This window comes from Pseudomonas sp. NFACC56-3, from assembly GCF_900100025.1.
Lineage (GTDB): Bacteria > Pseudomonadota > Gammaproteobacteria > Pseudomonadales > Pseudomonadaceae > Aquipseudomonas > Aquipseudomonas fluorescens_AA.
Window position 1 is genome coordinate 20625 of the sequence record NZ_FMTK01000006.1, and the last position, 22045, is coordinate 42669.

Consider the following 22045-nt stretch of genomic DNA (forward strand, 5'->3'; position numbering starts at 1 on the left):
GGCTCAAACTCCGCCCTATACACAGCTATTACAGGGCAGGCCTCATCATGAAAGGCGACATTACAGTCATCCAGCATCTCAACAAGATCCTTGCCAATGAGCTGGTCGCGATCAACCAATACTTCCTGCATGCGCGCATGTACGAGGATTGGGGCCTGAACAAGCTGGGCAAGCACGAGTACCACGAGTCCATCGACGAGATGAAACACGCGGACAAACTGATCAAGCGCATCCTGTTTCTCGAAGGCCTGCCGAACGTCCAGGACCTGGGCAAGCTGCACATCGGCGAACACACCCGGGAAATGCTCGAGTGCGACCTGCGCATCGAGCGCACCGGCCACGCCGACCTGAAGTCCGCCATTGCCCATTGCGAAAGCGTTGGCGACTTCGGTAGCCGTGAACTGCTGGAAGACATCCTCGAATCCGAGGAAGAGCACATCGACTGGCTGGAAACCCAACTGGGCCTGATCGACAAAGTCGGTCTTGAGAACTACCTGCAATCGCAGATGGGCGAAGAGTAACCTTCCCCGGCAGACAGCCACTAAAAAGCCCCGCCCTCTTTCGAGAGGCGGGGCTTTTTATTGCCTGGATTCTCCCAGGCCCTACTCAAAACCACTGTGGGAGCGAGCTTGCTCGCGATGGCGGTGGATCAGATATAAAAATGCTGACTGACAAACCGCTATCGCGAGCAAGCTCGCTCCCACAAGGTTTCCCGTTCACCACAACCGGTGTGGTGAACAGGCTTCCATGGATCAGGCTTCGGTCTTGTTCGCCGCTTTTTCTACCGCTGCCTTGATCGTGGCCTGCAAAGAACCGTCGGCGGCCATCTCGGTCATGATGTCGCTACCACCGATCAGCTCACCGCCCACCCACAATTGCGGGAAGGTTGGCCAGTTGGCGTACTTGGGCAGGTTGGCGCGGATTTCCGGGTTCTGCAGGATGTCCACGTAGGCAAACTTCTCGCCACATGCCATCACCGCCTGAGCAGCCTTGGCCGAGAAACCGCACTGTGGCGCGTTCGGCGAGCCTTTCATGTAAAGCAGGATGGTGTTGTTGGCAATCTGGTCTTTAATCGTTTCGATGATATCCACGGAGCACCTCGGCTTAAACTTTGCGACGTCAGTTGTCGACACGGTGGCGCATTGTAACGGAAAGCAGAACGTGCTGCTCAGAGACAATTCTACGCAGCCGCCACCTTCACCGGTACACCGTTGAGCGCCGCGTTGCCGGACAACTCATCGAGCTGGCAATCATCGGTCAAGTCATTGGCGCTGGAGCCCGGCTGTCCGCTGGCAATGGTCATCTGCACGCCCGGCCGGGCATGGCCCCAACCGTGGGGCAGGCTGACCACGCCTTTCATCATGTCCTGGCTGCCCAGTACCTCGACTTCGATGGCCCCTACCCGCGAACTGACCGTCACGCGCTGCCCGTCGGCAAGCCCGCGGGAGGCGAGGTCATCCGGGTGCATCAGCAATTGATGACGCGGCTTGCCCTTCACCAGTCGATGGAAGTTATGCATCCAGGAGTTGTTGCTGCGCACATGGCGGCGCCCAATCATCAGCAACTCATCCGGTTCTGGCGCCTGCAACGCGGCAAAGCGCGCAAGGTCGGCGAGAATCACCGCCGGCGCGGCCTGCACCCGTTGGTTTTCGGTTTTCAAGCGTGGGGCCAGGTTGGGCTTGAGTGCGCCGAGGTCGATGCCATGGGGATGGTCGAACAAGGTCGCCAGCGACAGTTTGTGCGGCGAGGCGTCGCCATACGCCCCGCTGCGCAGGCCAAGATCGATCATCTGCGCCGGCGGCATGGTCGGCTTGAGTTCTTTGCCGGTCCGGGCAGCGAAGGCCTTGGCCAGGCCGACAAAGATTTCCCAGTCGTGCAGCGCCCCCTCGGGCTTGGGCAGGATCGCCCGGTTGAAACGGGTCACGTTGCGCACCGCGAACAGGTTGAAGGTGGTGTCGTAATGATCGTTTTCCAGGGCCGAGGTCGAGGGCAGGATCAGGTCGGCATAACGGGTGGTTTCGTTGATGTAGAGATCGACACTGACCATGAACTCCAACCCATCCAGGGCCTGCTCGAGCTGCCGCCCGTTGGGTGTAGACAACACCGGGTTGCCGGCCACGGTGACCAGCGCCCGAATCTGGCCTTCGCCTTCGGTCAGCATCTCCTCGGCCAGGGCCGACACCGGCAGCTCCCCTGCGTACTCGGGACGTCCGGAGACCCGGCTCTGCCAACGATTGAAATGCCCACCCGAGGTGGTCGCCACCAGGTCCACCGCCGGCTCGGTACACAATGCACCGCCCACCCGGTCCAGATTGCCGGTCACCAGGTTGATCACCTGGATCAGCCAGTGGCACAGCGTACCGAACGCCTGGGTCGACACCCCCATCCGCCCGTAGCACACCGCTGTTGGGGCGGCGGCGAAGTCCCGGGCCAATTGCCGGATCTGCGCTGCCGGCACCGCACAGAGCGGGCTCATCGCTTCGGCCGTGAAAGAAGCAACGGCCGCGCGCACCTCGTCCAGGCCGTCCACCGGCAGGTGGCTGTCACGGGTCAGGCCTTCGCTGAACAGGGTATTGAGCAAGCCAAACAGCAGCGCGGCATCGCCCCCGGGACGCACGAAGACATGCTGGTCGGCAATGGCCGCCGTTTCGCTGCGGCGCGGATCGACCACCACCACTTTGCCGCCACGGGCCTGGATCGCCTTGAGGCGCTTCTCCACGTCCGGCACGGTCATGATGCTACCGTTGGAGGCCAGTGGGTTGCCGCCCAGGATCAGCATGAAATCGGTGTGATCGATGTCCGGAATCGGCAGTAGCAAGCCGTGGCCGTACATCAGGTGGCTGGTCAGGTGATGGGGCAACTGGTCCACCGAGGTTGCCGAGAAGCGGCTGCGGGTCTTCAACAGGCCCAGGAAATAGTTGCTGTGGGTCATCAACCCATAGTTATGCACGCTGGGGTTGCCCTGATAGACCGCCACCGCGTTCTGGCCGTGGCGTGCCTGGATATCCGCCAGGCGCGCGGCCACCAACGCGAAGGCATCGTCCCAGGCGATGGGGTGCCATTCGTTGCCAATGCGCTGCATGGGTTGGCGCAGGCGGTCCGGATCGTTCTGGATATCTTGCAGGGCCACTGCCTTGGGGCAGATGTGACCACGACTGAAGGTGTCCAGCGCATCGCCCTTGATCGAGGTGATCGCCAGGCCCTGGCCGTCGGTTTCAGTGGTTTCGAGGGTCAAGCCACAGATGGCTTCACACAGATGGCACGCACGGTGGTGGAGAGTCTTGGTCATGGCCAGTCTCTGTTTTATTCGTGGCGGGCACTTTCGGCCGCGGGAACAAAACTATGGCCCGTGCTTCCCGGCAGCGCCAGCGACGTTCGTCCTGTGAATTGCCGGGCATCAGGCCCGCCGATGAAGTGCCATCAAGGGCCCTCGGGGGGCGGTGCCAGGAGTTGGATTTCCTCGACGGTTTCCACTTCCTCCTGGGCGATGGGTACGCCAGTCAGTTCGCCAATCAATCGCCAATGCTCGTCAAGGCCGCTGCTGATCGTGGCCATGCGATCAATCATCCGGCGGCCGGCGGCCTTGGTCACTTCATCATCGCTGCGCAGCAATTCGAATGACATGGACGTCACCGATGCCGTCAGGTGGGTCAGCGAGCGTGCGGTCAGCCCCAGCAATTCCATCAATTGTTGCTCTTTCGAATCCATTTCGGGCTCCTGTGCCGCTGAGGCTCATTTATAACCCAGGCCTTTGCATTAGGAAATGTTTCACAACTACCAGCAGACGGGCGCAAGAGTCGGAGGACACGGCACAAGACCGCCCCATCCATGGCGCGCCCGCCGCGCTTGATTGCCAAGCCGAGCAGCGCCAGTGTACAAATGGGCCGCTGCAGTCAGGAAACCGGCTTCAAATACGCCATCGCATCCGCGTGATGGCTTCGCTGAAATCCCCAAAAACCGTAGCCCTATTGGTAAGACGCGACATTTAATTATAAGATCGCGCCTTCCCCTATTTCGTCGCCCCGTGCGGCTTTTGCCGCAGGTCTCGCCCGTTTTTTCATTAAACAAGGCTTTGAGCATCTGCGGTCAGTTACAAAAAGGTAGTCAATCATGAGCGCAAGGCACTTTCTCTCCCTGATGGATTTCACGCCCGACGAGTTGCTCGGCGTGATCCGCCGAGGCGTGGAGCTCAAGGACCTGCGTAATCGCGGCGTACTGTTCGAGCCCTTGAAAAACCGCGTGCTGGGGATGATCTTCGAGAAGTCATCGACCCGCACCCGCATCTCTTTCGAAGCCGGCATGATCCAACTGGGCGGCCAGGCGATTTTCCTGTCGCCCCGCGACACCCAACTGGGCCGTGGCGAACCCATCGGCGATTGCGCCATCGTCATGTCGAGCATGCTGGACGCGGTGATGATCCGTACCTTTGCCCACAGCACCCTGACCGAGTTCGCGGCCCATTCCCGCGTACCGGTGATCAACGGCCTGTCCGACGACCTGCACCCTTGCCAGTTGTTGGCCGACATGCAGACCTTCCTCGAGCACCGTGGCCCGATCCAGGGCAAGACCGTGGCCTGGATCGGCGATGGCAACAACATGTGCAACAGCTATATAGAAGCGGCGATGCAATTCGACTTCCAACTGCGCGTCGCCTGCCCCGAAGGTTTTGACCCCAATGCCGAGTTGCTGGCCAAGGCCGGGGACCGGGTGACCATCGTCCGTGATCCGAAACAGGCCGTGGCCGGTGCGCACCTGGTGAGCACCGACGTCTGGACCTCCATGGGCCAGGAGGAAGAAACCGCCAGGCGCCTGGAGTTGTTCGCGCCATTGCAGGTCAACCGGGCCCTGCTCGACCTGGCGGATGCCGACGTGTTGTTCATGCACTGCCTGCCGGCCCACCGTGGCGAGGAGATCAGCATGGACCTGTTGGATGACCCGCGTTCGGTAGCCTGGGACCAGGCCGAGAATCGCCTGCATGCGCAAAAGGCCTTGCTCGAGTTCCTGGTCGAGCCGGCGTATCACCACGCATGAGCCATGCCCTGCTGCTGAACTTGCACAACCTGGCCTGCGGTTATCAGGACCAGCGGGTCGTGCAGAACCTCAACCTGCACCTCAATGCCGGTGATATCGGTTGCCTGCTCGGTTCGTCCGGGTGCGGCAAGACCACGACCTTGCGTGCCATTGCCGGCTTCGAACCGGTGCACGAGGGTGAAATCCAGTTGGCCGGAGAAACCATCTCCCGCGCCGGCTTCACCCTCGCCCCGGAAAAACGCCGCATCGGCATGGTGTTCCAGGACTACGCCCTGTTCCCCCACCTGAGCGTGGCCCAGAACATTACCTTTGGCATTCGCAAGCATCCGAACAAGGACCGCGTCGTCGAAGAATTGCTGGAACTGGTCAACCTGAAACACCTGGGCAGCCGTTTTCCCCATGAGCTGTCCGGCGGACAACAGCAGCGCGTGGCCCTGGCCCGCGCGCTGGCGCCGGAACCGCAGCTGCTGTTACTCGATGAACCGTTCTCCAACCTCGATGGCGAGCTGCGCCGCAAGCTCAGCCATGAAGTGCGGGACATTCTCAAGGCCCGCGGCACCAGCGCGATCCTGGTCACCCACGACCAGGAAGAAGCCTTCGCCGTGAGCGACCATGTCGGCGTATTCAGGGAAGGTCGCCTGGAACAGTGGGACACGCCCTACAACCTGTATCACGAACCACTGACGCCATTCGTCGCCAGTTTCGTTGGCCAGGGCTACTTCATTCGCGGCCAGCTCGACAGCCCGGAATCGGTACAGACCGAGCTGGGCCTGCTGCGCGGCAACCGGGCCTATACCTGGCCCATCGGCGGCGCGGTGGATGTGTTGCTGCGGCCAGACGATATCGTCTACGCCCCGGACAGCCCGCTTACTGCCAGAATCGTTGGCAAGACCTTCCTGGGCGCTTCAACCTTGTATCGCCTGCAATTGCCCACAGGGGCGCAACTGGAATCGATCTTCCCTAGCCATGCCGACCATCAGGTCGGAGCAGCCGTCGGCATCCGCGTAGCGGCTGAACACCTGGTGCTGTTCCAGGCCTCGGGCAGCACCGCGGCGCATATCCCATCCGTGGACAGCGGCGTGCGACGCTACAGCGCGGCCAGCTAATCATTGTGGGAGCGGACACATTCGGCATCGATGCAGGCTGAACCACCGCCATCGCGAGCAAGCTCGCTCCCACATGGGAAATTGCAACAGGCACAAATCGACTGTCATCCACACATCCTGTGGGAGCGAGCTTGCTCGCGATGACATAGCCACATTCAGCACCAGTGCAGGCTGAACCATCGCTATCGCGAGCAACCTCCCACATTTGATGTCATTGGCTTGAGTGCAGCATCAACGTCCCACTGGCCACCAACGTCGCATTCCCGCCGATCTTCACCCGCTCTCCCTCCAACCGGCAAAATAACGCCCCGCCCCTGGCCGAACACTGATAAGCCGTCAGTCCGTGCTTGCCCAGGCGCTTGGACCAATAGGGAATCAGGCTGCAATGGGTCGAGCCGGTCACCGGGTCTTCGTTGATGCCGATCGCCGGGGCAAAATAGCGCGAAACAAAATCATGCTTGCTCCCCGGCGCGGTGACGATAGCGCCGGGCCAGGGCAATTTTGCCAGGGCCACCATGTCCGGCTTGCAATCGAGCACCGCTTGCTCCGATTCCAGCACCACGAACAACTCGTTGGAACTCAGCACATCCACCGCTTCAACGCCCAAGGCACTCTGCACGGCCAGGGACACGCCCAATTCCGCAGGCACGACGGCCGGAAAATCCAACCACAGCCGATCACCCTCGCGCGTCACGCTCAACGAACCGGACCGGCAGATGAAATCCAGGCGCTCGACGGTTTCGTGATAGACCTCGAACAGCACATAAGCGCTGGCCAACGTGGCGTGGCCACACAGCGGGACTTCGGTGGTGGGGGTGAACCAGCGGATATGCCAATGCTGACCTTCACGCACCAGGAACGCGGTTTCAGCCAGGTTATGCTCGGCGGCGATCTTCTGCATCAGCTCGTCGGCAAGCCAGCCGTCGAGCCGATAGACCATCGCCGGATTACCACCGAACGGCCGGTCACTGAACGCATCGACCTGATGAAACGCAAGCTGCATGGCACTTCTCCTTATTTTTCTGATGCCCAGCATGGGGTGTAGCGGCACGGATTATCCAGTGACAGATCAGCAGAATTTTCACCCTACAGGCTGCGTAATGGCCGCCCTGCTCTATCAAGCGCGCCCGATATCAGCAAACACCGCCCCGGTGTGCTCCTTCAATACCGAAGGCGCCAACTCGACTTCCAACCCACGCCGCCCCGCACTGACGAACATGGTGGCGAGTGGCTGTGCGGAATTGTCGATAAACGTGCGCAAACGCTTCTTCTGCCCCAGCGGGCTGATACCGCCGAGCAAATAACCGGTCGAACGCTGTGCGGCGGCCGGGTCGGCCATCTCGACCTTCTTCACGCCAGCGGCGTGGGCCAGGCCTTTCAAATCCAGGCTCCCGGCCACGGGCACTACCGCCACCAACAGCTCGCCTTTTTCACTGGCCGCCAACAACGTCTTGAACACTTGGGCCGGATCCAGCCCGAGCTTTTCCGCCGCCTCCAAGCCATAGGACGCAGCCTTGGGATCGTGTTCATAACTGTGGATACGATGTTCGGCGCGCACTTTCTTAAGCAGATCCAACGCGGGTGTCATGACCGCTCCTGATAAGGAAATCAAAAAAGAGTGAGCGGATTCTAAGCCATCGTCTGCGAAAAGGCTTTGCGGCTGCACGGCCCATACCGCTGCGGCCTCTCTTGGGTCGGAGTCATTCACAGCACGAATAGTTGAAATGTGACCAGTGGTTCACTTTCGACCTTTGACACCAGCGTTTCTTGTCTATATTTTTTCGAAACTGAAAGCCACATTGCATGTCTCAAGCAGCAACCCGAGATCAGGATGGGGATCCTGCCTCGGTGGAAATCGCGCAATCGTGCTGTATCGAATGCGCTGCAGAACAACAAAAAACCGAGGTTTGAATGACAACTGCTTTACAACAGCCGTCCCTGGCCAGCCAATGCCTGGCCGAATTCCTGGGAACTGGCCTGCTGATCTTTTTCGGCACCGGCTGCGTCGCAGCGCTCAAGGTCGCGGGTGCGAGTTTCGGTTTGTGGGAAATCAGCCTCATCTGGGGCGTCGGTGTCAGCATGGCAATCTATCTGAGCGCGGGCATTTCCGGCGCCCACCTCAACCCCGCCGTGAGCATCGCCCTGTGCATGTTCACCGACTTCGAAAAGCGCAAGCTGCCCTTCTATATAATTTCCCAAGTGGCCGGCGCTTTCTGCGGCGCCCTTCTGGTCTACACGCTGTACAGCAATCTATTCTTCGATTTCGAACAGTCCCGGCACATGGTTCGCGGCACCGAAATGAGCCTCGAACTGGCTTCGGTGTTCTCCACCTACCCGCACGCGGCACTCTCCACTGGCCAAGCCTTCCTCGTGGAAGCGATCATCACCGCCATCCTGATGGGGGTGATCATGTCCTTGACCGATGACAACAACGGCTTGCCCCGTGGCCCACTGGCGCCATTGCTGATCGGCCTGCTGATTGCCGTGATCGGCAGCTCCATGGGGCCGTTGACGGGCTTTGCGATGAACCCGGCGCGGGACTTCGGTCCTAAACTGATGACTTTCTTCGCAGGCTGGGGTGAAATTTCCCTCACGGGTGGACGCGACATCCCGTACTTCCTGGTTCCGATTTTTGCGCCGATCGTGGGTGCATGCCTCGGTGCTGCGGCCTATCGCGGGTTGATTGCCCGCCACCTGCCCAGCGCCATGACAGCGACAAAGGATGCAGAACCGGCCATTGACGGCAAGCCCAGAACATCCTGAAACAGTCGGCGCAGGCCCTGCCATTCGAAGCCGGCGCCGTGGCTTCTTCTTACGTCTCCCTTTATGAAAGACCCGAGGCAATCGAAATGACCGATATCCAGAACAAGAACTACATCATTGCCCTCGACCAGGGTACGACCAGCTCCCGCGCGATCATCTTCGACCGTGATGCCAATGTGGTCTGCACCGCCCAACGCGAATTCGCCCAGCACTACCCGCAGGCCGGCTGGGTCGAACACGACCCGATGGAAATCTTCGCCACCCAAAGCGCGGTCATGGTCGAAGCACTGGCCCAGGCCGGCCTGCACCATGACCAGGTGGCCGCCATCGGCATCACCAACCAGCGGGAAACCACCGTGGTCTGGGACAAGACCACCGGCCGTCCGATCTACAACGCCATCGTCTGGCAGTGCCGCCGCAGCACCGAGATCTGCCAACAGCTCAAGCGCGACGGCCACGAGCAATACATCAGCCAGACCACCGGCCTGGTCACCGACCCGTACTTTTCCGGCACCAAGCTCAAGTGGATCCTGGACAACGTCGAAGGCAGCCGCGAACGTGCGCGCAACGGTGAGCTGCTGTTCGGCACGGTCGATAGCTGGCTGATCTGGAAATTCACCGGTGGCAAGGTCCATGTCACCGACTACACCAACGCCTCACGCACCCTGCTCTTCAACATTCACTCGTTGGAATGGGATGCGAAGATGCTCGAGATCCTCGACATCCCCCGGGAAATGCTCCCGGAAGTGAAGTCGTCCTCGGAAATCTATGGCCGTACCAAAAGCGGTATCGCCATCGGCGGCATCGCCGGCGACCAGCAGGCAGCCCTGTTCGGGCAGATGTGCGTGGAGCCGGGGCAGGCGAAAAACACCTACGGCACCGGCTGCTTCCTGCTGATGAACACCGGGAAAAAGGCCGTGAAATCCAATCACGGCATGCTCACCACCATCGCCTGCGGCCCCCGTGGCGAAGTGGCCTACGCCCTGGAAGGCGCTGTATTCAACGGCGGCTCCACCGTCCAGTGGCTGCGTGATGAATTGAAGATCATCAACGACGCCCTGGATACCGAATACTTTGCCAACAAGGTCAAGGACAGCAACGGTGTGTACCTGGTGCCCGCCTTCACCGGCCTGGGCGCGCCGTACTGGGACCCCTATGCCCGTGGCGCACTGTTTGGCCTGACCCGCGGCGTACGGGTCGATCACATCATTCGCGCAGCACTGGAGTCGATCGCCTACCAGACCCGCGATGTGCTCGACGCCATGCAACAGGACTCGGGCGAACGCCTCAGGGCCCTGCGCGTCGACGGTGGCGCGGTGGCGAACAACTTCCTGATGCAGTTCCAGGCCGACATCCTCGGCACCCAGGTCGAGCGGCCGAAAATGCGTGAAACCACGGCCCTGGGTGCGGCATACCTGGCCGGCCTGGCGTGCGGCTTCTGGGGCAGCCTGGAAGAGCTGCGCGGCAAAGCGGTGATCGAGCGCGAATTCGAACCGCAACTGGACGAGGCGGCGAAAGAAAAACTCTATGCCGGCTGGCAGAAAGCGGTCAGCCGCACCCGCGATTGGGAGCCCCACGAAGACGCTGAATAAGCCTGATAAGGTTCTGAAACTGGTCGGGATCGGATTCCTGCGGCATCATGGGCAAATTTTGTACGGCAGCCCAAAGGAAGCCCCATGAATCTGCCTCCCCGCCAGCAGCAAATCCTCGAACTGGTCCGCGAACGCGGCTATGTCAGCATCGAGGAAATGGCGCAGTTATTCGTCGTCACCCCGCAAACCATCCGCCGTGACATCAACCAACTGGCGGAAGTGAACCTGCTGCGCCGCTACCACGGCGGCGCCGCCTACGATTCAAGCGTGGAAAACACCGCCTACGCCATGCGCGCCGATCAGATGCGCGACGAAAAGCAACGCATCGCCGAAGCCATCGCCGCCCAGATCCCCGATCACGCCTCGCTGTTCATCAACATCGGCACCACCACCGAATCCATCGCCCGGGCCCTGCTCAATCACAACCACCTGAAGGTCATCACCAACAACTTGCACGTGGCTTCGATCCTCAGCGCCAAGGACGACTTCGAAGTCCTGATCGCCGGCGGCAACGTACGGCGTGACGGCGGTGTGGTGGGCCAGGCCAGCGTCGACTTCATCAACCAGTTCAAGGTCGACTTCGCCCTGGTGGGCATCAGCGGTATCGACGAAGACGGCAGCCTGTTGGACTTCGACTACCAGGAAGTGCGGGTTTCCCAAGCCATCATCGCCAACGCCCGGCAAGTGCTGTTGGCGGCGGACTCCAGCAAGTTCGGACGCAATGCCATGGTCCGCCTGGGCCCCATCAGCCTGATCGATTGCCTGGTGACCGACCAGCAACCGGTGCCGGCCCTGGCGCAGTTGTTGAGCCAGCACAAGATTCGGTTGGAGGTGGTCTGACTGCCATCTATCCGCCCAGCGTTACGGGCTTGAAAACTCTGCTAGCTTGAAATTTAGCCAAGCTGTCGAATACCAGATTTGCTGACAGACCCTGACATTGGGTTTGTGCCTTCTCAATCCTGCGTTCGTTTGGGGATCCGCTGCGCACCAGTCGAGCGGGCGCTAACCAAATGACCACGGCACGTAGTAGCTGCCATAACTTGAGTGTATGGAGTTACTACCATGACCGATTTGCCAAAAGACCTGCATTACCTTCCTGGTGCCGACGTACTGGATCTTCCGATGGTCATGGAGCATTCGCCGGAGAGTGGAAGTCTTGATTTGACGGCGGTTGCCGAGTCAGGAGCCGTCGTCCGCATAGCGGTTTATCCAGGCATGAATACAAACGATACTGTCCAGCTTTCATGGCTGGGCGGGGATGAGGCGAGCAGCTATTACGCAAAGTCGTCGGTACGGGATCCCGAGCGGTTTCTCGATTTCGTTGTGCCAAAGAACGTTCTGCGCGCAGACCCTGGGTCGCCTCCGGGAGGGTATTACGCCCGCCCTCATGTCAGCTATCAGGTTTTTCCAGCCTCTGGGGAAAACAAGGAATCAGCCGTCAACTCCCTGTCTTTCCATCGAAACGAACGCTTATCGAACCCGCCAGCCGACGTGCCTGCTGCTATCGGAGGCCAATTCGATCCTGACAAAATCCCCGATCCAGGACTCACCGTTATTTTTCCCCGATTCGTTGCCCTTTGGGCTAGGTGGACGAGCTACGGACGCGACGGCAGGGTGATCTATATGGAACGCTTTGGGGTAGGCGATGACCTCTCTGTGGTCATTTTTCGCCCTGTCCTGAACCTGACCGAGGATGGTGGCGAGGTACGCATCGTCTATTACACGGGCGATGATGAAAATATCCTGGGGACATCTCTTCCTGCCGTGCTGAAAGTCACGCGCGATTGATAGCTGTTCAAGCCCCGACGACGCGCTTGCAGCGTCGCCGATTGAGTCTCTGAACTCCTTCCCAGAATCGCGTGCGACCGCGCCGACCTGCCCGCCCGCTCGATTGCTGGGTCGAGGAGTTCCACAAATGACTACGGCACGTAGTAGCTGCCGCGACTATTACGTGTACGGAGCTGACATGACCGATTCCATGAAAGATCTACGCCCTCTTTCAATTGCCAACATCCTCGATCGTCCGATGGTCATGGACGTCCCTCCAGAGTCAGGGGTGCTGGATTTGCCCGCGACTCCTGACTCAGGGGTTGTGGTCCGCGTGGCGGTCTATCCGGAAATGGCAAAAAACGACACAGTCCAGCTGTTATGGCGAGGCAGTCATGAAGCGAGCAGTTATTACACGAAGTTATCCGTAAGAGACACGGAGCGCTTCCTGGATTTCATTGTGCCCAAGAGCGTTCTATTGGCAGACCCAGGCACGCCTCCAGGAGATGATTTAGCGCGGCCCCAGGTCAGCTACGAAGTTTTTCCGACTTCCGGTGGTCCGAAGAAGGAGTCGGCGATTACCGGACTGTATTTTGTAGTCTCCTGGGCATCAACCCCGTCGAACCCACCTCCTACTGTACCCGCAGCAGCTGATGGCCTGCTGGATCCGGACCAGATAGCCGCCCCCGGACTTACTGTTCTTTTCCCCCGGCCTGTGGTTATTGACGCTCGATGGACAAGCTATGGACGCGACGGCAGAGTGATCTATATGGAGCGCTTTGGGGTAGGCCCCGATCTCTCCGTAGTCATTGTTCGCTCTGTCCTGGACCTGACCGAGGATGGCGGAGAAGTACGCATTACCTACTACACGGGTAATGATCAAAACGTTCTCATACATTCGCTTCCCGCCGTCCTACAAGTCAGCCGCAGTTGATACCAACAAGCGCCGGCGATGCGCTATCCGTGTCGCCGGTGCCAGCTTCCCTCCCCCCTCTTTTCTTCGAAAATTTTCCTTTCGCTTTCCTTTGATCAGTATTTTCAATTGAAGACGACTGGCTGTGGCTGTATTTATGGGCTAGTATTTTCGCAAATGAACATTTATGTTCGAATTCAAATATTACGAAAAGAACCCGAGGCCAGCCGATGCCCACTTCTACCTTGCCTACGCCCCCTCTCGCCGAGATCTATGACATCGCCGTCATTGGCGGCGGTATCAATGGCGTGGGGATTGCCGCGGACGCTGCCGGCCGCGGCCTTTCGGTGTTCCTTTGCGAAAAGGACGACCTGGCCAGTCATACCTCGTCGGCCAGCAGCAAGCTGATCCATGGCGGCCTGCGCTACCTTGAACATTATGAATTCCGCCTGGTGCGTGAAGCACTGGCCGAACGCGAAGTGCTGCTGACCAAGGCCCCGCACATCGTCAAGCAGATGCGCTTTGTGCTGCCCCACCGCCCGCACCTGCGCCCGGCCTGGATGATTCGCGCCGGCCTGTTCCTCTACGATCACTTGGGCAAACGTGAACTGCTCGCAGGCTCCAAAAGCCTGAAATTCGGTGCCGACAGCCCACTGAAAAGCGAAATCACCAAAGGTTTCGAATACTCCGACTGCTGGGTCGACGATGCGCGACTGGTGGTACTCAATGCCATGGCCGCCCGGGAAAAAGGCGCACATATCCACACCCGCACCCGCTGTGTGAACGCCCGCCGCAGCAAAGGCCTGTGGCACTTGCACCTGGAACGTGCCGACGGCAGCCTGTTTTCGATCCGCGCCAAGGCGCTGGTCAATGCCGCCGGCCCGTGGGTCGCCAAGTTCATTCGCGATGACCTGAAGCTGGAATCGCCCTACGGCATTCGCCTGATCCAGGGCAGCCACCTGATCGTGCCGAAACTCTACGAAGGCGAGCATGCGCACATTCTGCAAAACGAAGATCAGCGCATCGTGTTCACCATTCCGTACTTGAACCAGTTCACCCTGATCGGTACGACGGATCGCGAATACACCGGCGACCCGGCCAACGTGGCGATCACCGAAGGCGAAACCGATTACTTGCTGAAGGTGGTCAACGCCCACTTCAAGAAGCAGATCAGCCGCGACGATATCCTGCACAGTTATTCCGGCGTACGGCCGCTGTGCAACGACGAATCCGACAACCCGTCGGCCGTTACCCGGGACTACACCCTGGCGCTTTCCGGTGGCGGCGAAGAAGCGCCCTTGCTGTCGGTGTTCGGCGGCAAACTCACCACTTATCGCAAATTGGCCGAATCGGCCATGGCGCAACTGGCGCCCTACTTCACGCAGATGCGCGGAAGCTGGACCGCCGTAGAGGCCCTTCCCGGCGGCGAAAACATGACCACCCCGCAAGCGCTGTGCTCGGCGTTGCGGGACAAGTTCGACTGGCTGCCGACCGACATCGCCCGCCGCTGGGCCACCACCTATGGCAGCCGTACCTGGCGCATGCTCGAAGGCGTGCATGACCTTGGCGGCCTGGGCGAACACCTTGGCGCCGGCCTCTATACCCGCGAAGTCGATTATCTGTGCAGCGACGAGTGGGCCGTCGATGCCCAGGACGTCTTGTGGCGTCGCAGCAAGCTGGGCCTGTTCACCACCCCGGCCGAGCAGGAGAAGCTGCGACAGTACCTGGATAAAGTCGAGCACAACCGTCGCAAGATCGAAGCGGCCTGACCGATACCCCGCAACCCCCAAAGCCCCTGGATCCAGCGATTCAGGGGCTTTTTGCTATCTGTCGTCCACCGATGCCCTCTGTGGGAGCGAGCTTGCTCGCGATGAGGCCGGCACATTCAACATCCATGGAACTGACACACCGCGATCGCGAGCAAGCTCGCTCCCACAATGGATCGGGGTAGGCCCAAGCCATTCGGTTTTCCGAACACGACCCGCCAGTCAGTTCGGCTAACCGGATAAACCAGCCGGCATAAAACCTGAAACAACACATGAATAACCATTTAAAACAACACGTTAAACAGGCTGTCCTGGCCTGGCACGAGTCATGCTCTACACTTCTGGAGACGAATGCCTGTACGCCAACACACCAGGAGCTGCCAGGCATCTCGAAGTACTCAGGGCCGACGAACCGGCCGAAATAAAAAAAACAATGTCGAGGAAACATCGATGCGTATCGTTCCCCATCTCCTGGGCGCAGCCATTGCTGCCGCTCTGATCAGCACTCCGGTTTTCGCAGCCGAACTGACCGGCACACTGAAAAAGATCAAAGAGTCCGGCGTCATTACGCTTGGGCATCGCGACGCTTCCATTCCGTTCTCCTACATCGCGGATGCTTCCGGCAAGCCGGTCGGCTACTCCCACGACATCCAGCTGAAAGTCGTCGAAGCGATCAAGAAAGACCTGGACCTGCCCAACCTGCAGGTCAAGTACAACCTGGTCACCTCGCAAACCCGTATCCCTCTGGTGCAGAACGGCACCGTGGACCTGGAATGCGGCTCCACCACCAACAACGTCGAGCGTCAGCAGCAGGTTGACTTCTCCGTTGGCATCTTCGAGATCGGCACTCGGCTGCTGACCAAGAAAGATTCCAAGTACAAGGATTTCGACGACCTCAAGGGCAAGAACGTCGTGACCACCGCCGGCACCACGTCCGAGCGCCTCCTCAAGTCCATGAACGCCGACAAGCAAATGGGCATGAACGTCATCTCCGCCAAGGACCATGGCGAGTCCTTCCAGATGCTCGAAGGCGGCCGTGCCGTCGCTTTCATGATGGACGATGCCCTGCTGGCCGGCGAAGCCGCCAAGGCCAAGAAAGCCGACGACTGGACCGTGACCGGTACACCACAGTCCTACGAAATCTATGGCTGCATGATGCGCAAGGGTGACGAGCCGTTCAAAAAGGCTGTGGATGACGCCATCAAGGCCACCTACGCTTCGGGCGAGATCAACAAGATCTACGAAAAATGGTTCATGCAACCTATCCCGCCAAAAGGCCTGAACCTGAACTTCCCGATGAGCGACGAACTCAAGGCACTGATCGCCAAGCCGACCGATAAAGCGGCTGACGACAAGAAATCCTGATTTCTGACTAACCTTATCTCCTGAAGGGGCCCGGCCCTTTCAGGGGATGGTCACTCCCTGCTGGCAAATCTGGAAACACTCGAACCGGTGGCTGTCGAGCCGATCGCGTGTGCCTGGCCTCCGAGCCGGGCGGGAACGGAGTTTCCCCAGGCGGGCACTTGTATATCGAACGATCTGAGGGGAGACCCTAATGAATTACAACTGGGACTGGGGCGTGTTCTTCAAGTCCACCGGCGTGGGCAGCGAGACCTATCTCGACTGGTACGTAGCCGGCCTGGGCTGGACCATCGCTATCGCCGTCGTGGCCTGGATCATCGCCCTGCTGCTGGGCTCGGTGCTCGGCGTGATGCGCACCGTGCCGAACCGGCTGGTGTCGGGGATCGCCACCTGCTACGTGGAACTCTTCCGTAATGTGCCGCTGCTGGTTCAGCTGTTCATCTGGTACTTCCTGGTGCCGGACCTGCTGCCCGCCGATATGCAGGAGTGGTACAAGCAGGACCTGAACCCGACCACCTCGGCCTACCTGAGCGTGGTGGTGTGCCTGGGCCTGTTCACCGCCGCCCGGGTCTGCGAACAAGTGCGCACGGGCATCCAGGCGTTGCCGCGCGGCCAGGAATCCGCCGCCCGGGCCATGGGCTTCAAGCTGCCCCAGATCTACTGGAACGTGCTGCTGCCCCAGGCCTACCGGATCATCATTCCGCCGCTTACCTCGGAATTTCTCAACGTCTTCAAGAACTCCTCCGTGGCCTCGCTGATCGGCCTGATGGAGCTGCTCGCGCAGACCAAACAGACCGCCGAGTTCTCCGCCAACCTGTTCGAAGCCTTCACCCTGGCGACGCTGATCTACTTCACCCTGAACATGAGCCTGATGCTGCTCATGCGCATGGTCGAGAAGAAGGTCGCGGTGCCCGGCCTGATCTCCGTGGGGGGTAAATGATGGAATTCGACTTCACTGGCGTCATACCGGCCATTCCCGGCTTGTGGAACGGCATGGTCATGACCCTCAAGCTGATGGCCCTGGGTGTCGTCGGCGGGATCATCCTGGGGACGATCCTGGCGCTGATGCGCCTGTCCCACAACAAGCTGGTGTCCAATATCGCGGGCGCCTACGTCAACTATTTCCGTTCGATTCCGCTGCTGCTGGTCATCACCTGGTTCTACCTGGCGGTGCCGTTCGTGCTGCGCTGGATCACCGGCGAGGACACCCCGATCGGTGCGTTCGGCTCCTGCGTCGTGGCGTTCATGATGTTCGAGGCCGCGTACTTCTGCGAAATCGTGCGGGCCGGCGTGCAGTCGATCCCCAAGGGCCAGATGGGCGCGGCACAGGCGCTGGGCATGAACTATGGCCAGACCATGCGCCTGATCATCCTGCCCCAGGCGTTTCGCAAGATGACCCCGCTGCTGCTGCAACAGAGCATCATCCTGTTTCAGGACACCTCGCTGGTCTACACGGTCGGCCTGGTGGACTTCCTCAATGCTTCGCGGGCCAATGGCGACATCATCGGCCGCTCCAATGAGTTCCTGATCATCGCAGGTCTCGTGTACTTCACAATCAGCTTTGCCGCCTCGCTGCTGGTCAAGCGTCTGCAAAAAAGGTTCGCCGTATGATCTCTATCAAGAACATCAACAAGTGGTATGGGGACTTCCAGGTACTGACCAATTGCAGCACCGAGGTCAGCAAGGGTGAGGTTGTGGTGGTGTGCGGGCCATCGGGTTCGGGCAAATCCACGCTGATCAAATGCGTGAACGCCCTGGAGCCGTTCCAGAAAGGCGACATCGTGGTAGATGGCACCTCCATCGCCGACCCGAAGACCAACCTGCCGAAATTGCGTTCGCGGGTGGGCATGGTGTTCCAGCATTTCGAGCTGTTCCCGCACCTGACCATCACCGAAAACCTGACCATCGCGCAGATCAAGGTGCTGGGCCGCAGCAAGGAAGAAGCCACCAAGAAAGGCCTGCAACTGCTCGAGCGGGTCGGCCTCTCGGCCCACGCCCACAAGCACCCGGGCCAGCTCTCCGGCGGCCAGCAGCAACGCGTGGCGATTGCCCGTGCCCTAGCGATGGACCCGGTGGTGATGCTGTTCGACGAACCGACCTCGGCCCTTGACCCGGAAATGGTCAACGAAGTGCTCGACGTGATGGTGCAACTGGCCCATGAAGGCATGACCATGATGTGCGTGACCCACGAAATGGGCTTCGCCCGCAAAGTGGCGAACCGGGTGATCTTCATGGACCAGGGCCAGATCATCGAGGACTGCAAGAAAGAAGAGTTCTTCGGCGACATCAGTGCCCGCTCCGAACGCGCGCAGCATTTCCTCGAGAAAATCCTGCAGCACTAAACAACACCGTTCTCCTCTGTGGGAGCGGGCTTGCTCGCGAATAGGGCAGCACATTCAACATCAATGTGGCTGACACACCGCTTTCGCGAGCAAGCCCGCTCCCACAGGGGATAGGAGTTGGTTTGTAGATTTGTGTTGTGGTTGACCCAAGGCTTCTGTGATGAAATGCGACCCCACCCTTTATCGCGCCGCGCCGCCATCACTCGCCGTGAAACCCCGCCTGATCCGCCATCTGTTCCTGCCGCCCCTGATCATTGCGCTGATGATCGGCCTGGGTTACCTCGGCTTCTGGATCAGCGAGCACTATGGCGTACGTGGCCTCGCCGAGAATGGCGAGCGCCAGTTGGAGCTGCACGCCCGTGCGGTCGAGAGCGAAATCAGCAAGTACACCTACCTGCCCAGCCTGCTGGAGCTTGAATCGAGTGTGTCGCAACTGCTCGACGACCCCACGCCCGAGCATCGCAAGACCGTCAACGAATACCTCGAAGGCCTGAACCGCCGCAGCCGCAGCCGGGCCATCTACGTGATGGACACCACCGGTCGGGTGCTGGCCACCAGCAACTGGCGCGATGTCGACAGTTACCTGGGCGAAGACCTGTCCTTCCGTGCCTATTTCCAGAACGCCGTACGCGGCCAGCCGGGACGGTTCTACGGCATCGGCAGCACCAATGGCGAACCCGGTTACTACCTGGCCCATGGCCTGGAGCAACAGGGCAAGATCATTGGCGTGGCGGTGGTCAAGGTGCGCCTCGAAGCCATGGAAGAGCGCTGGCAGCGAGCGCGGCTGGAGGCGTTCGTCAGTGACGAGAACGGCATCATCATCCTCTCCAGCGACCCGGCGCGACGGCTCAAGTCGGTGCGGCCCCTGAGCGACGAGACCAAGGAACGCCTGGCCCGCAGCCTGCAATATTATTGGTTCCCGCTCAATGAATTGGTGCCCCTGGCCCGGGAACGCCTGGCCGAAGGCATGGAGAAGCTGACCTTCCCGGCCAACACCGAACTGGTGTCCGACGATCGCGCCATCAGCTACCTGTCGCAGACTCGACCCTTGAGCGATACCCCGTGGAATTTCACCCTGCTGACGCCCCTTGAAGACCTGCGTCGCCAGGCGATCAACCAAGGCATCCTGGTGGCCGTGGCCTTCGCCCTGGTGGCGTTCCTGCTGATCGCCTGGAACGAACGACGCAAGGTCATCGCCACCCGCTTGGCGGCCCGGGAAGCCTTGCAGGAAGCCAACAACCAGCTTGAGCGTCGGATTACCGAACGCACCACCGACCTGCGCGCCAGCAACGAACGACTCAAGGGCCAGATCCGCGAGCGGCGCCAGGCCGAAGAGACCTTGCGCCGGGCCCAGGACGAACTGGTCCAGGCCGGTAAACTGGCGGCCATCGGCCAGATGTCCACCAGCATCGCCCATGAGCTCAACCAGCCGCTGGCGGCACTGCGCACCTTGTCCGGTAATACCGTGCGCTTCCTGGAGCGCGGCCAGCTGGACATCGCCAGCACCAACCTCAAGACCATCAACGAATTGATCGACCGCATGGGCCGGATCACCGCCAGCCTGCGTGCCTTCGCCCGGCGCGGCGACGACCAGGGCCGGGCGAGCCTGGGCAAGGCCGTCGAGGCCGCATTGCAATTGCTGGGCGGGCGCCTGGAAAACCTGGACATCCAGATCCACAGCGGTTTCGATGACGTCCAATTGCAAATCGACCAGACCCGCCTCGAACAGATCCTGGTGAACCTGATCGGCAACGCCCTGGACGCCATGCAAACGCAACCCGAGCCGAAACTATGGCTCGACGGCCAGGCCGCCGATGGCAAATATCGCCTTCGGGTGCGGGACAATGGTCACGGCATCGATCCTGAAGCCCGCAAGCATTTGTTCGAACCGTTCTTCACCACCAAACCTGGCGAACAGGGCCTGGGCCTGGGCCTGACGCTCTCGGCGAGCCTGGCCGCCGCCGCGGGTGGGCACCTGGGCGTCGAGTACCCGCTTGAGCGTGGCACTACGTTTGTCCTCAATCTACCGTTGGTCAGCCTTTCACCTGCCGAGCCGCTATGAACCACGACCTGAGCGTACTGATCGTCGAAGACGACCCCCACGTCCTGCTGGGCTGCCAGCAGGCCCTGAGTCTGGAAGACATTCCCTGCATCGGCGTGGGCAGTGCCGAAGAGGCCCTGGAGCGAGTCGACGATGACTTTGCCGGCATCGTCATCAGCGATATTCGGCTGCCGGGCATCGACGGCCTGGAACTGCTGACGCGTCTCAAGGCGCGGGACCGCAGCCTGCCGGTGGTGCTGATCACCGGCCACGGCGACATTTCCATGGCCGTCGGGGCCATGCAAAAAGGCGCCTATGACTTCATGGAAAAACCCTTCTCCCCTGAGCGCCTGGTGGATGTCGCCCGTCGCGCCCTGGAACAGCGCAGCCTGGCCCGGGAAGTGTCATCGCTGCGTCGGCAACTGGCCGAACGCGACTCCCTGGAAGGCCGGATCATTGGCCGCTCGCCGGCCATGCAGCATCTGCGCGCACTGATCGCCAACGTCGCCGACACCTTGGCCAACGTCCTGATCGAAGGCGAAACCGGCACCGGCAAGGAACTGGTCGCCCGCTGCCTGCATGATTTCAGCCGACGCCATAACAAGCAGTTCGTCGCGCTGAACTGCGGCGGCCTGCCGGAGAATCTGTTCGAAAGCGAGATTTTCGGCCACGAGGCCAACGCCTTCACCGGGGCCGGCAAACGCCGGATCGGCAAGATCGAGCACGCCGATGGCGGCACACTGTTTCTCGATGAAGTGGAAAGCATGCCCCTGCCCTTGCAGATCAAGTTGCTGCGCGTGTTGCAGGAACGCACCCTCGAACGCCTGGGCTCGAACCAGAGCGTGGCGGTGGATTGCCGGGTGATCGCCGCCACCAAGTCCGACCTGGACGAAATGGGCCGGTCCGGGCAATTTCGCAGCGACCTGTATTACCGCCTCAACGTGGTGACCCTGGAACTGCCGCCCCTGCGCGAGCGGCGCGAAGACATCCTGCAATTGTTCGAGCACTTTCTTCAGCAGTCGTCCCTGCGCTTCGACCGCACGGTGCCGGAGCTGGACAACCAGACTCTGTCGAACCTGATGAGCCACGACTGGCCGGGCAATGTGCGCGAACTGCGCAACGTCGCCGAGCGCTACGCCCTCGGCCTGCCGGCATTCAAGCGCTCCGGTGCCAGTGGCGGCAGCCAGGGCCTGACCTTCGCCGAAGCGGTGGAAGCGTTCGAGCGCAACCTGCTGGTGGACGCCCTGCAACGCAGCGGTGGCAACCTGACCCAGGCCAGTCAGGAACTGGGCATGGCCAAGACCACGCTGTTCGACAAAGTCAAAAAATATGGCCTGAGCCATTAACCCCAATGGTGAACGT

20 protein-coding genes are annotated in these 22045 nt (G+C 60.5%); 15 read left to right on the forward strand and 5 right to left on the reverse strand.

Translation table 11 applies throughout. The features are described 5' to 3' along the window. Positions 1-47: 47 nt before the first annotated feature. Positions 48-521, forward strand: a complete 474-nt coding sequence (bfr, locus tag BLO80_RS10890) for a bacterioferritin (RefSeq protein WP_092332100.1) — start codon at positions 48-50, stop codon at positions 519-521. Between the two features lie 231 nt (positions 522-752). On the opposite strand, the gene grxD is transcribed toward bfr, so the two are convergent. From grxD to BLO80_RS10905, 3 genes are all read right to left on the reverse strand, one after another. Then, positions 753-1091, reverse strand: coding sequence for a Grx4 family monothiol glutaredoxin (gene grxD / locus BLO80_RS10895; protein ID WP_092332098.1), 339 nt, complete (start codon positions 1089-1091; stop codon positions 753-755). An 89-nt stretch (positions 1092-1180) separates the two neighbouring features. Next, a complete protein-coding gene (locus tag BLO80_RS10900) occupies positions 1181-3289 on the reverse strand; it encodes a molybdopterin oxidoreductase family protein (protein WP_092332095.1) in 2109 nt (702 codons plus the stop codon). A 131-nt stretch (positions 3290-3420) separates the two neighbouring features. After that, positions 3421-3708 (reverse strand): hypothetical protein, encoded by a 288-nt coding sequence (locus BLO80_RS10905; protein WP_092332092.1) that lies wholly within the window; start codon positions 3706-3708, stop codon positions 3421-3423. A 402-nt stretch (positions 3709-4110) separates the two neighbouring features. Here BLO80_RS10905 and argF point away from each other — a divergent pair, with 402 nt between their 5' ends. Continuing rightward, on the forward strand, positions 4111-5031 hold the full coding sequence (gene argF / locus BLO80_RS10910; RefSeq protein ID WP_092332090.1) for an ornithine carbamoyltransferase: 921 nt from the start codon (positions 4111-4113) through the stop codon (positions 5029-5031). After that, positions 5028-6137, forward strand: coding sequence for an ABC transporter ATP-binding protein (locus BLO80_RS10915; RefSeq protein WP_092332088.1), 1110 nt, complete (start codon positions 5028-5030; stop codon positions 6135-6137). The genes argF and BLO80_RS10915 overlap by 4 nt, the downstream gene beginning before the upstream one ends. A gap of 211 nt (positions 6138-6348) precedes the next feature. On the opposite strand, the gene BLO80_RS10920 is transcribed toward BLO80_RS10915, so the two are convergent. Beyond that, positions 6349-7140, reverse strand: coding sequence for a PhzF family phenazine biosynthesis protein (locus BLO80_RS10920; RefSeq protein ID WP_092332086.1), 792 nt, complete (start codon positions 7138-7140; stop codon positions 6349-6351). A 114-nt stretch (positions 7141-7254) separates the two neighbouring features. Next, positions 7255-7725 carry a Cys-tRNA(Pro) deacylase gene (gene ybaK / locus BLO80_RS10925; protein ID WP_092332084.1) on the reverse strand — a complete coding sequence of 157 codons (471 nt, stop codon included), beginning with the start codon at positions 7723-7725 and terminating at the stop codon, positions 7255-7257. Between the two features lie 323 nt (positions 7726-8048). Here ybaK and BLO80_RS10930 point away from each other — a divergent pair, with 323 nt between their 5' ends. The 12 genes from BLO80_RS10930 to BLO80_RS10985 all read left to right on the forward strand — a co-directional run bounded on the left by BLO80_RS10930 (position 8049) and on the right by BLO80_RS10985 (position 22029). Beyond that, positions 8049-8900, forward strand: a complete 852-nt coding sequence (locus BLO80_RS10930; RefSeq protein WP_092332080.1) for an MIP/aquaporin family protein — start codon at positions 8049-8051, stop codon at positions 8898-8900. 86 nt (positions 8901-8986) lie between these two features. After that, positions 8987-10492, forward strand: a complete 1506-nt coding sequence (gene glpK / locus BLO80_RS10935; RefSeq protein ID WP_060740931.1) for a glycerol kinase GlpK — start codon at positions 8987-8989, stop codon at positions 10490-10492. An 84-nt stretch (positions 10493-10576) separates the two neighbouring features. Continuing rightward, the gene (locus BLO80_RS10940; protein WP_003204973.1) at positions 10577-11332 is read left to right on the forward strand and encodes a DeoR/GlpR family transcriptional regulator; all 756 of its coding nucleotides are present in this window, start codon (positions 10577-10579) and stop codon (positions 11330-11332) included. A 222-nt stretch (positions 11333-11554) separates the two neighbouring features. Beyond that, positions 11555-12280 carry a hypothetical protein gene (locus BLO80_RS10945; protein ID WP_092332077.1) on the forward strand — a complete coding sequence of 242 codons (726 nt, stop codon included), beginning with the start codon at positions 11555-11557 and terminating at the stop codon, positions 12278-12280. Between the two features lie 178 nt (positions 12281-12458). After that, the gene (locus BLO80_RS10950; protein WP_139196959.1) at positions 12459-13193 is read left to right on the forward strand and encodes a hypothetical protein; all 735 of its coding nucleotides are present in this window, start codon (positions 12459-12461) and stop codon (positions 13191-13193) included. A 209-nt stretch (positions 13194-13402) separates the two neighbouring features. After that, entirely contained in the window at positions 13403-14941 is a 1539-nt protein-coding gene (glpD, locus tag BLO80_RS10955) for a glycerol-3-phosphate dehydrogenase (RefSeq protein ID WP_092332072.1), read from the forward strand. 447 nt (positions 14942-15388) lie between these two features. Further along, positions 15389-16303, forward strand: coding sequence for a glutamate/aspartate ABC transporter substrate-binding protein (locus tag BLO80_RS10960; RefSeq protein WP_092332069.1), 915 nt, complete (start codon positions 15389-15391; stop codon positions 16301-16303). A 190-nt stretch (positions 16304-16493) separates the two neighbouring features. Then, positions 16494-17240 carry an amino acid ABC transporter permease gene (locus BLO80_RS10965; protein WP_014339891.1) on the forward strand — a complete coding sequence of 249 codons (747 nt, stop codon included), beginning with the start codon at positions 16494-16496 and terminating at the stop codon, positions 17238-17240. After that, positions 17240-17911 (forward strand): amino acid ABC transporter permease, encoded by a 672-nt coding sequence (locus BLO80_RS10970; protein WP_092166460.1) that lies wholly within the window; start codon positions 17240-17242, stop codon positions 17909-17911. Before BLO80_RS10965 ends, BLO80_RS10970 begins: the two co-directional genes overlap by 1 nt. Then, positions 17908-18642, forward strand: coding sequence for an amino acid ABC transporter ATP-binding protein (locus tag BLO80_RS10975; protein ID WP_003204983.1), 735 nt, complete (start codon positions 17908-17910; stop codon positions 18640-18642). The genes BLO80_RS10970 and BLO80_RS10975 overlap by 4 nt, the downstream gene beginning before the upstream one ends. A 160-nt stretch (positions 18643-18802) precedes the next feature. Continuing rightward, complete coding sequence (locus tag BLO80_RS10980) at positions 18803-20704, forward strand: two-component sensor histidine kinase AauS (RefSeq protein ID WP_092332066.1); 1902 nt, start codon at positions 18803-18805, stop codon at positions 20702-20704. Then, the gene (locus tag BLO80_RS10985) at positions 20701-22029 is read left to right on the forward strand and encodes a two-component response regulator AauR (RefSeq protein ID WP_092332064.1); all 1329 of its coding nucleotides are present in this window, start codon (positions 20701-20703) and stop codon (positions 22027-22029) included. The genes BLO80_RS10980 and BLO80_RS10985 overlap by 4 nt, the downstream gene beginning before the upstream one ends. The last annotated feature ends 16 nt before the right edge of the window (positions 22030-22045 follow it).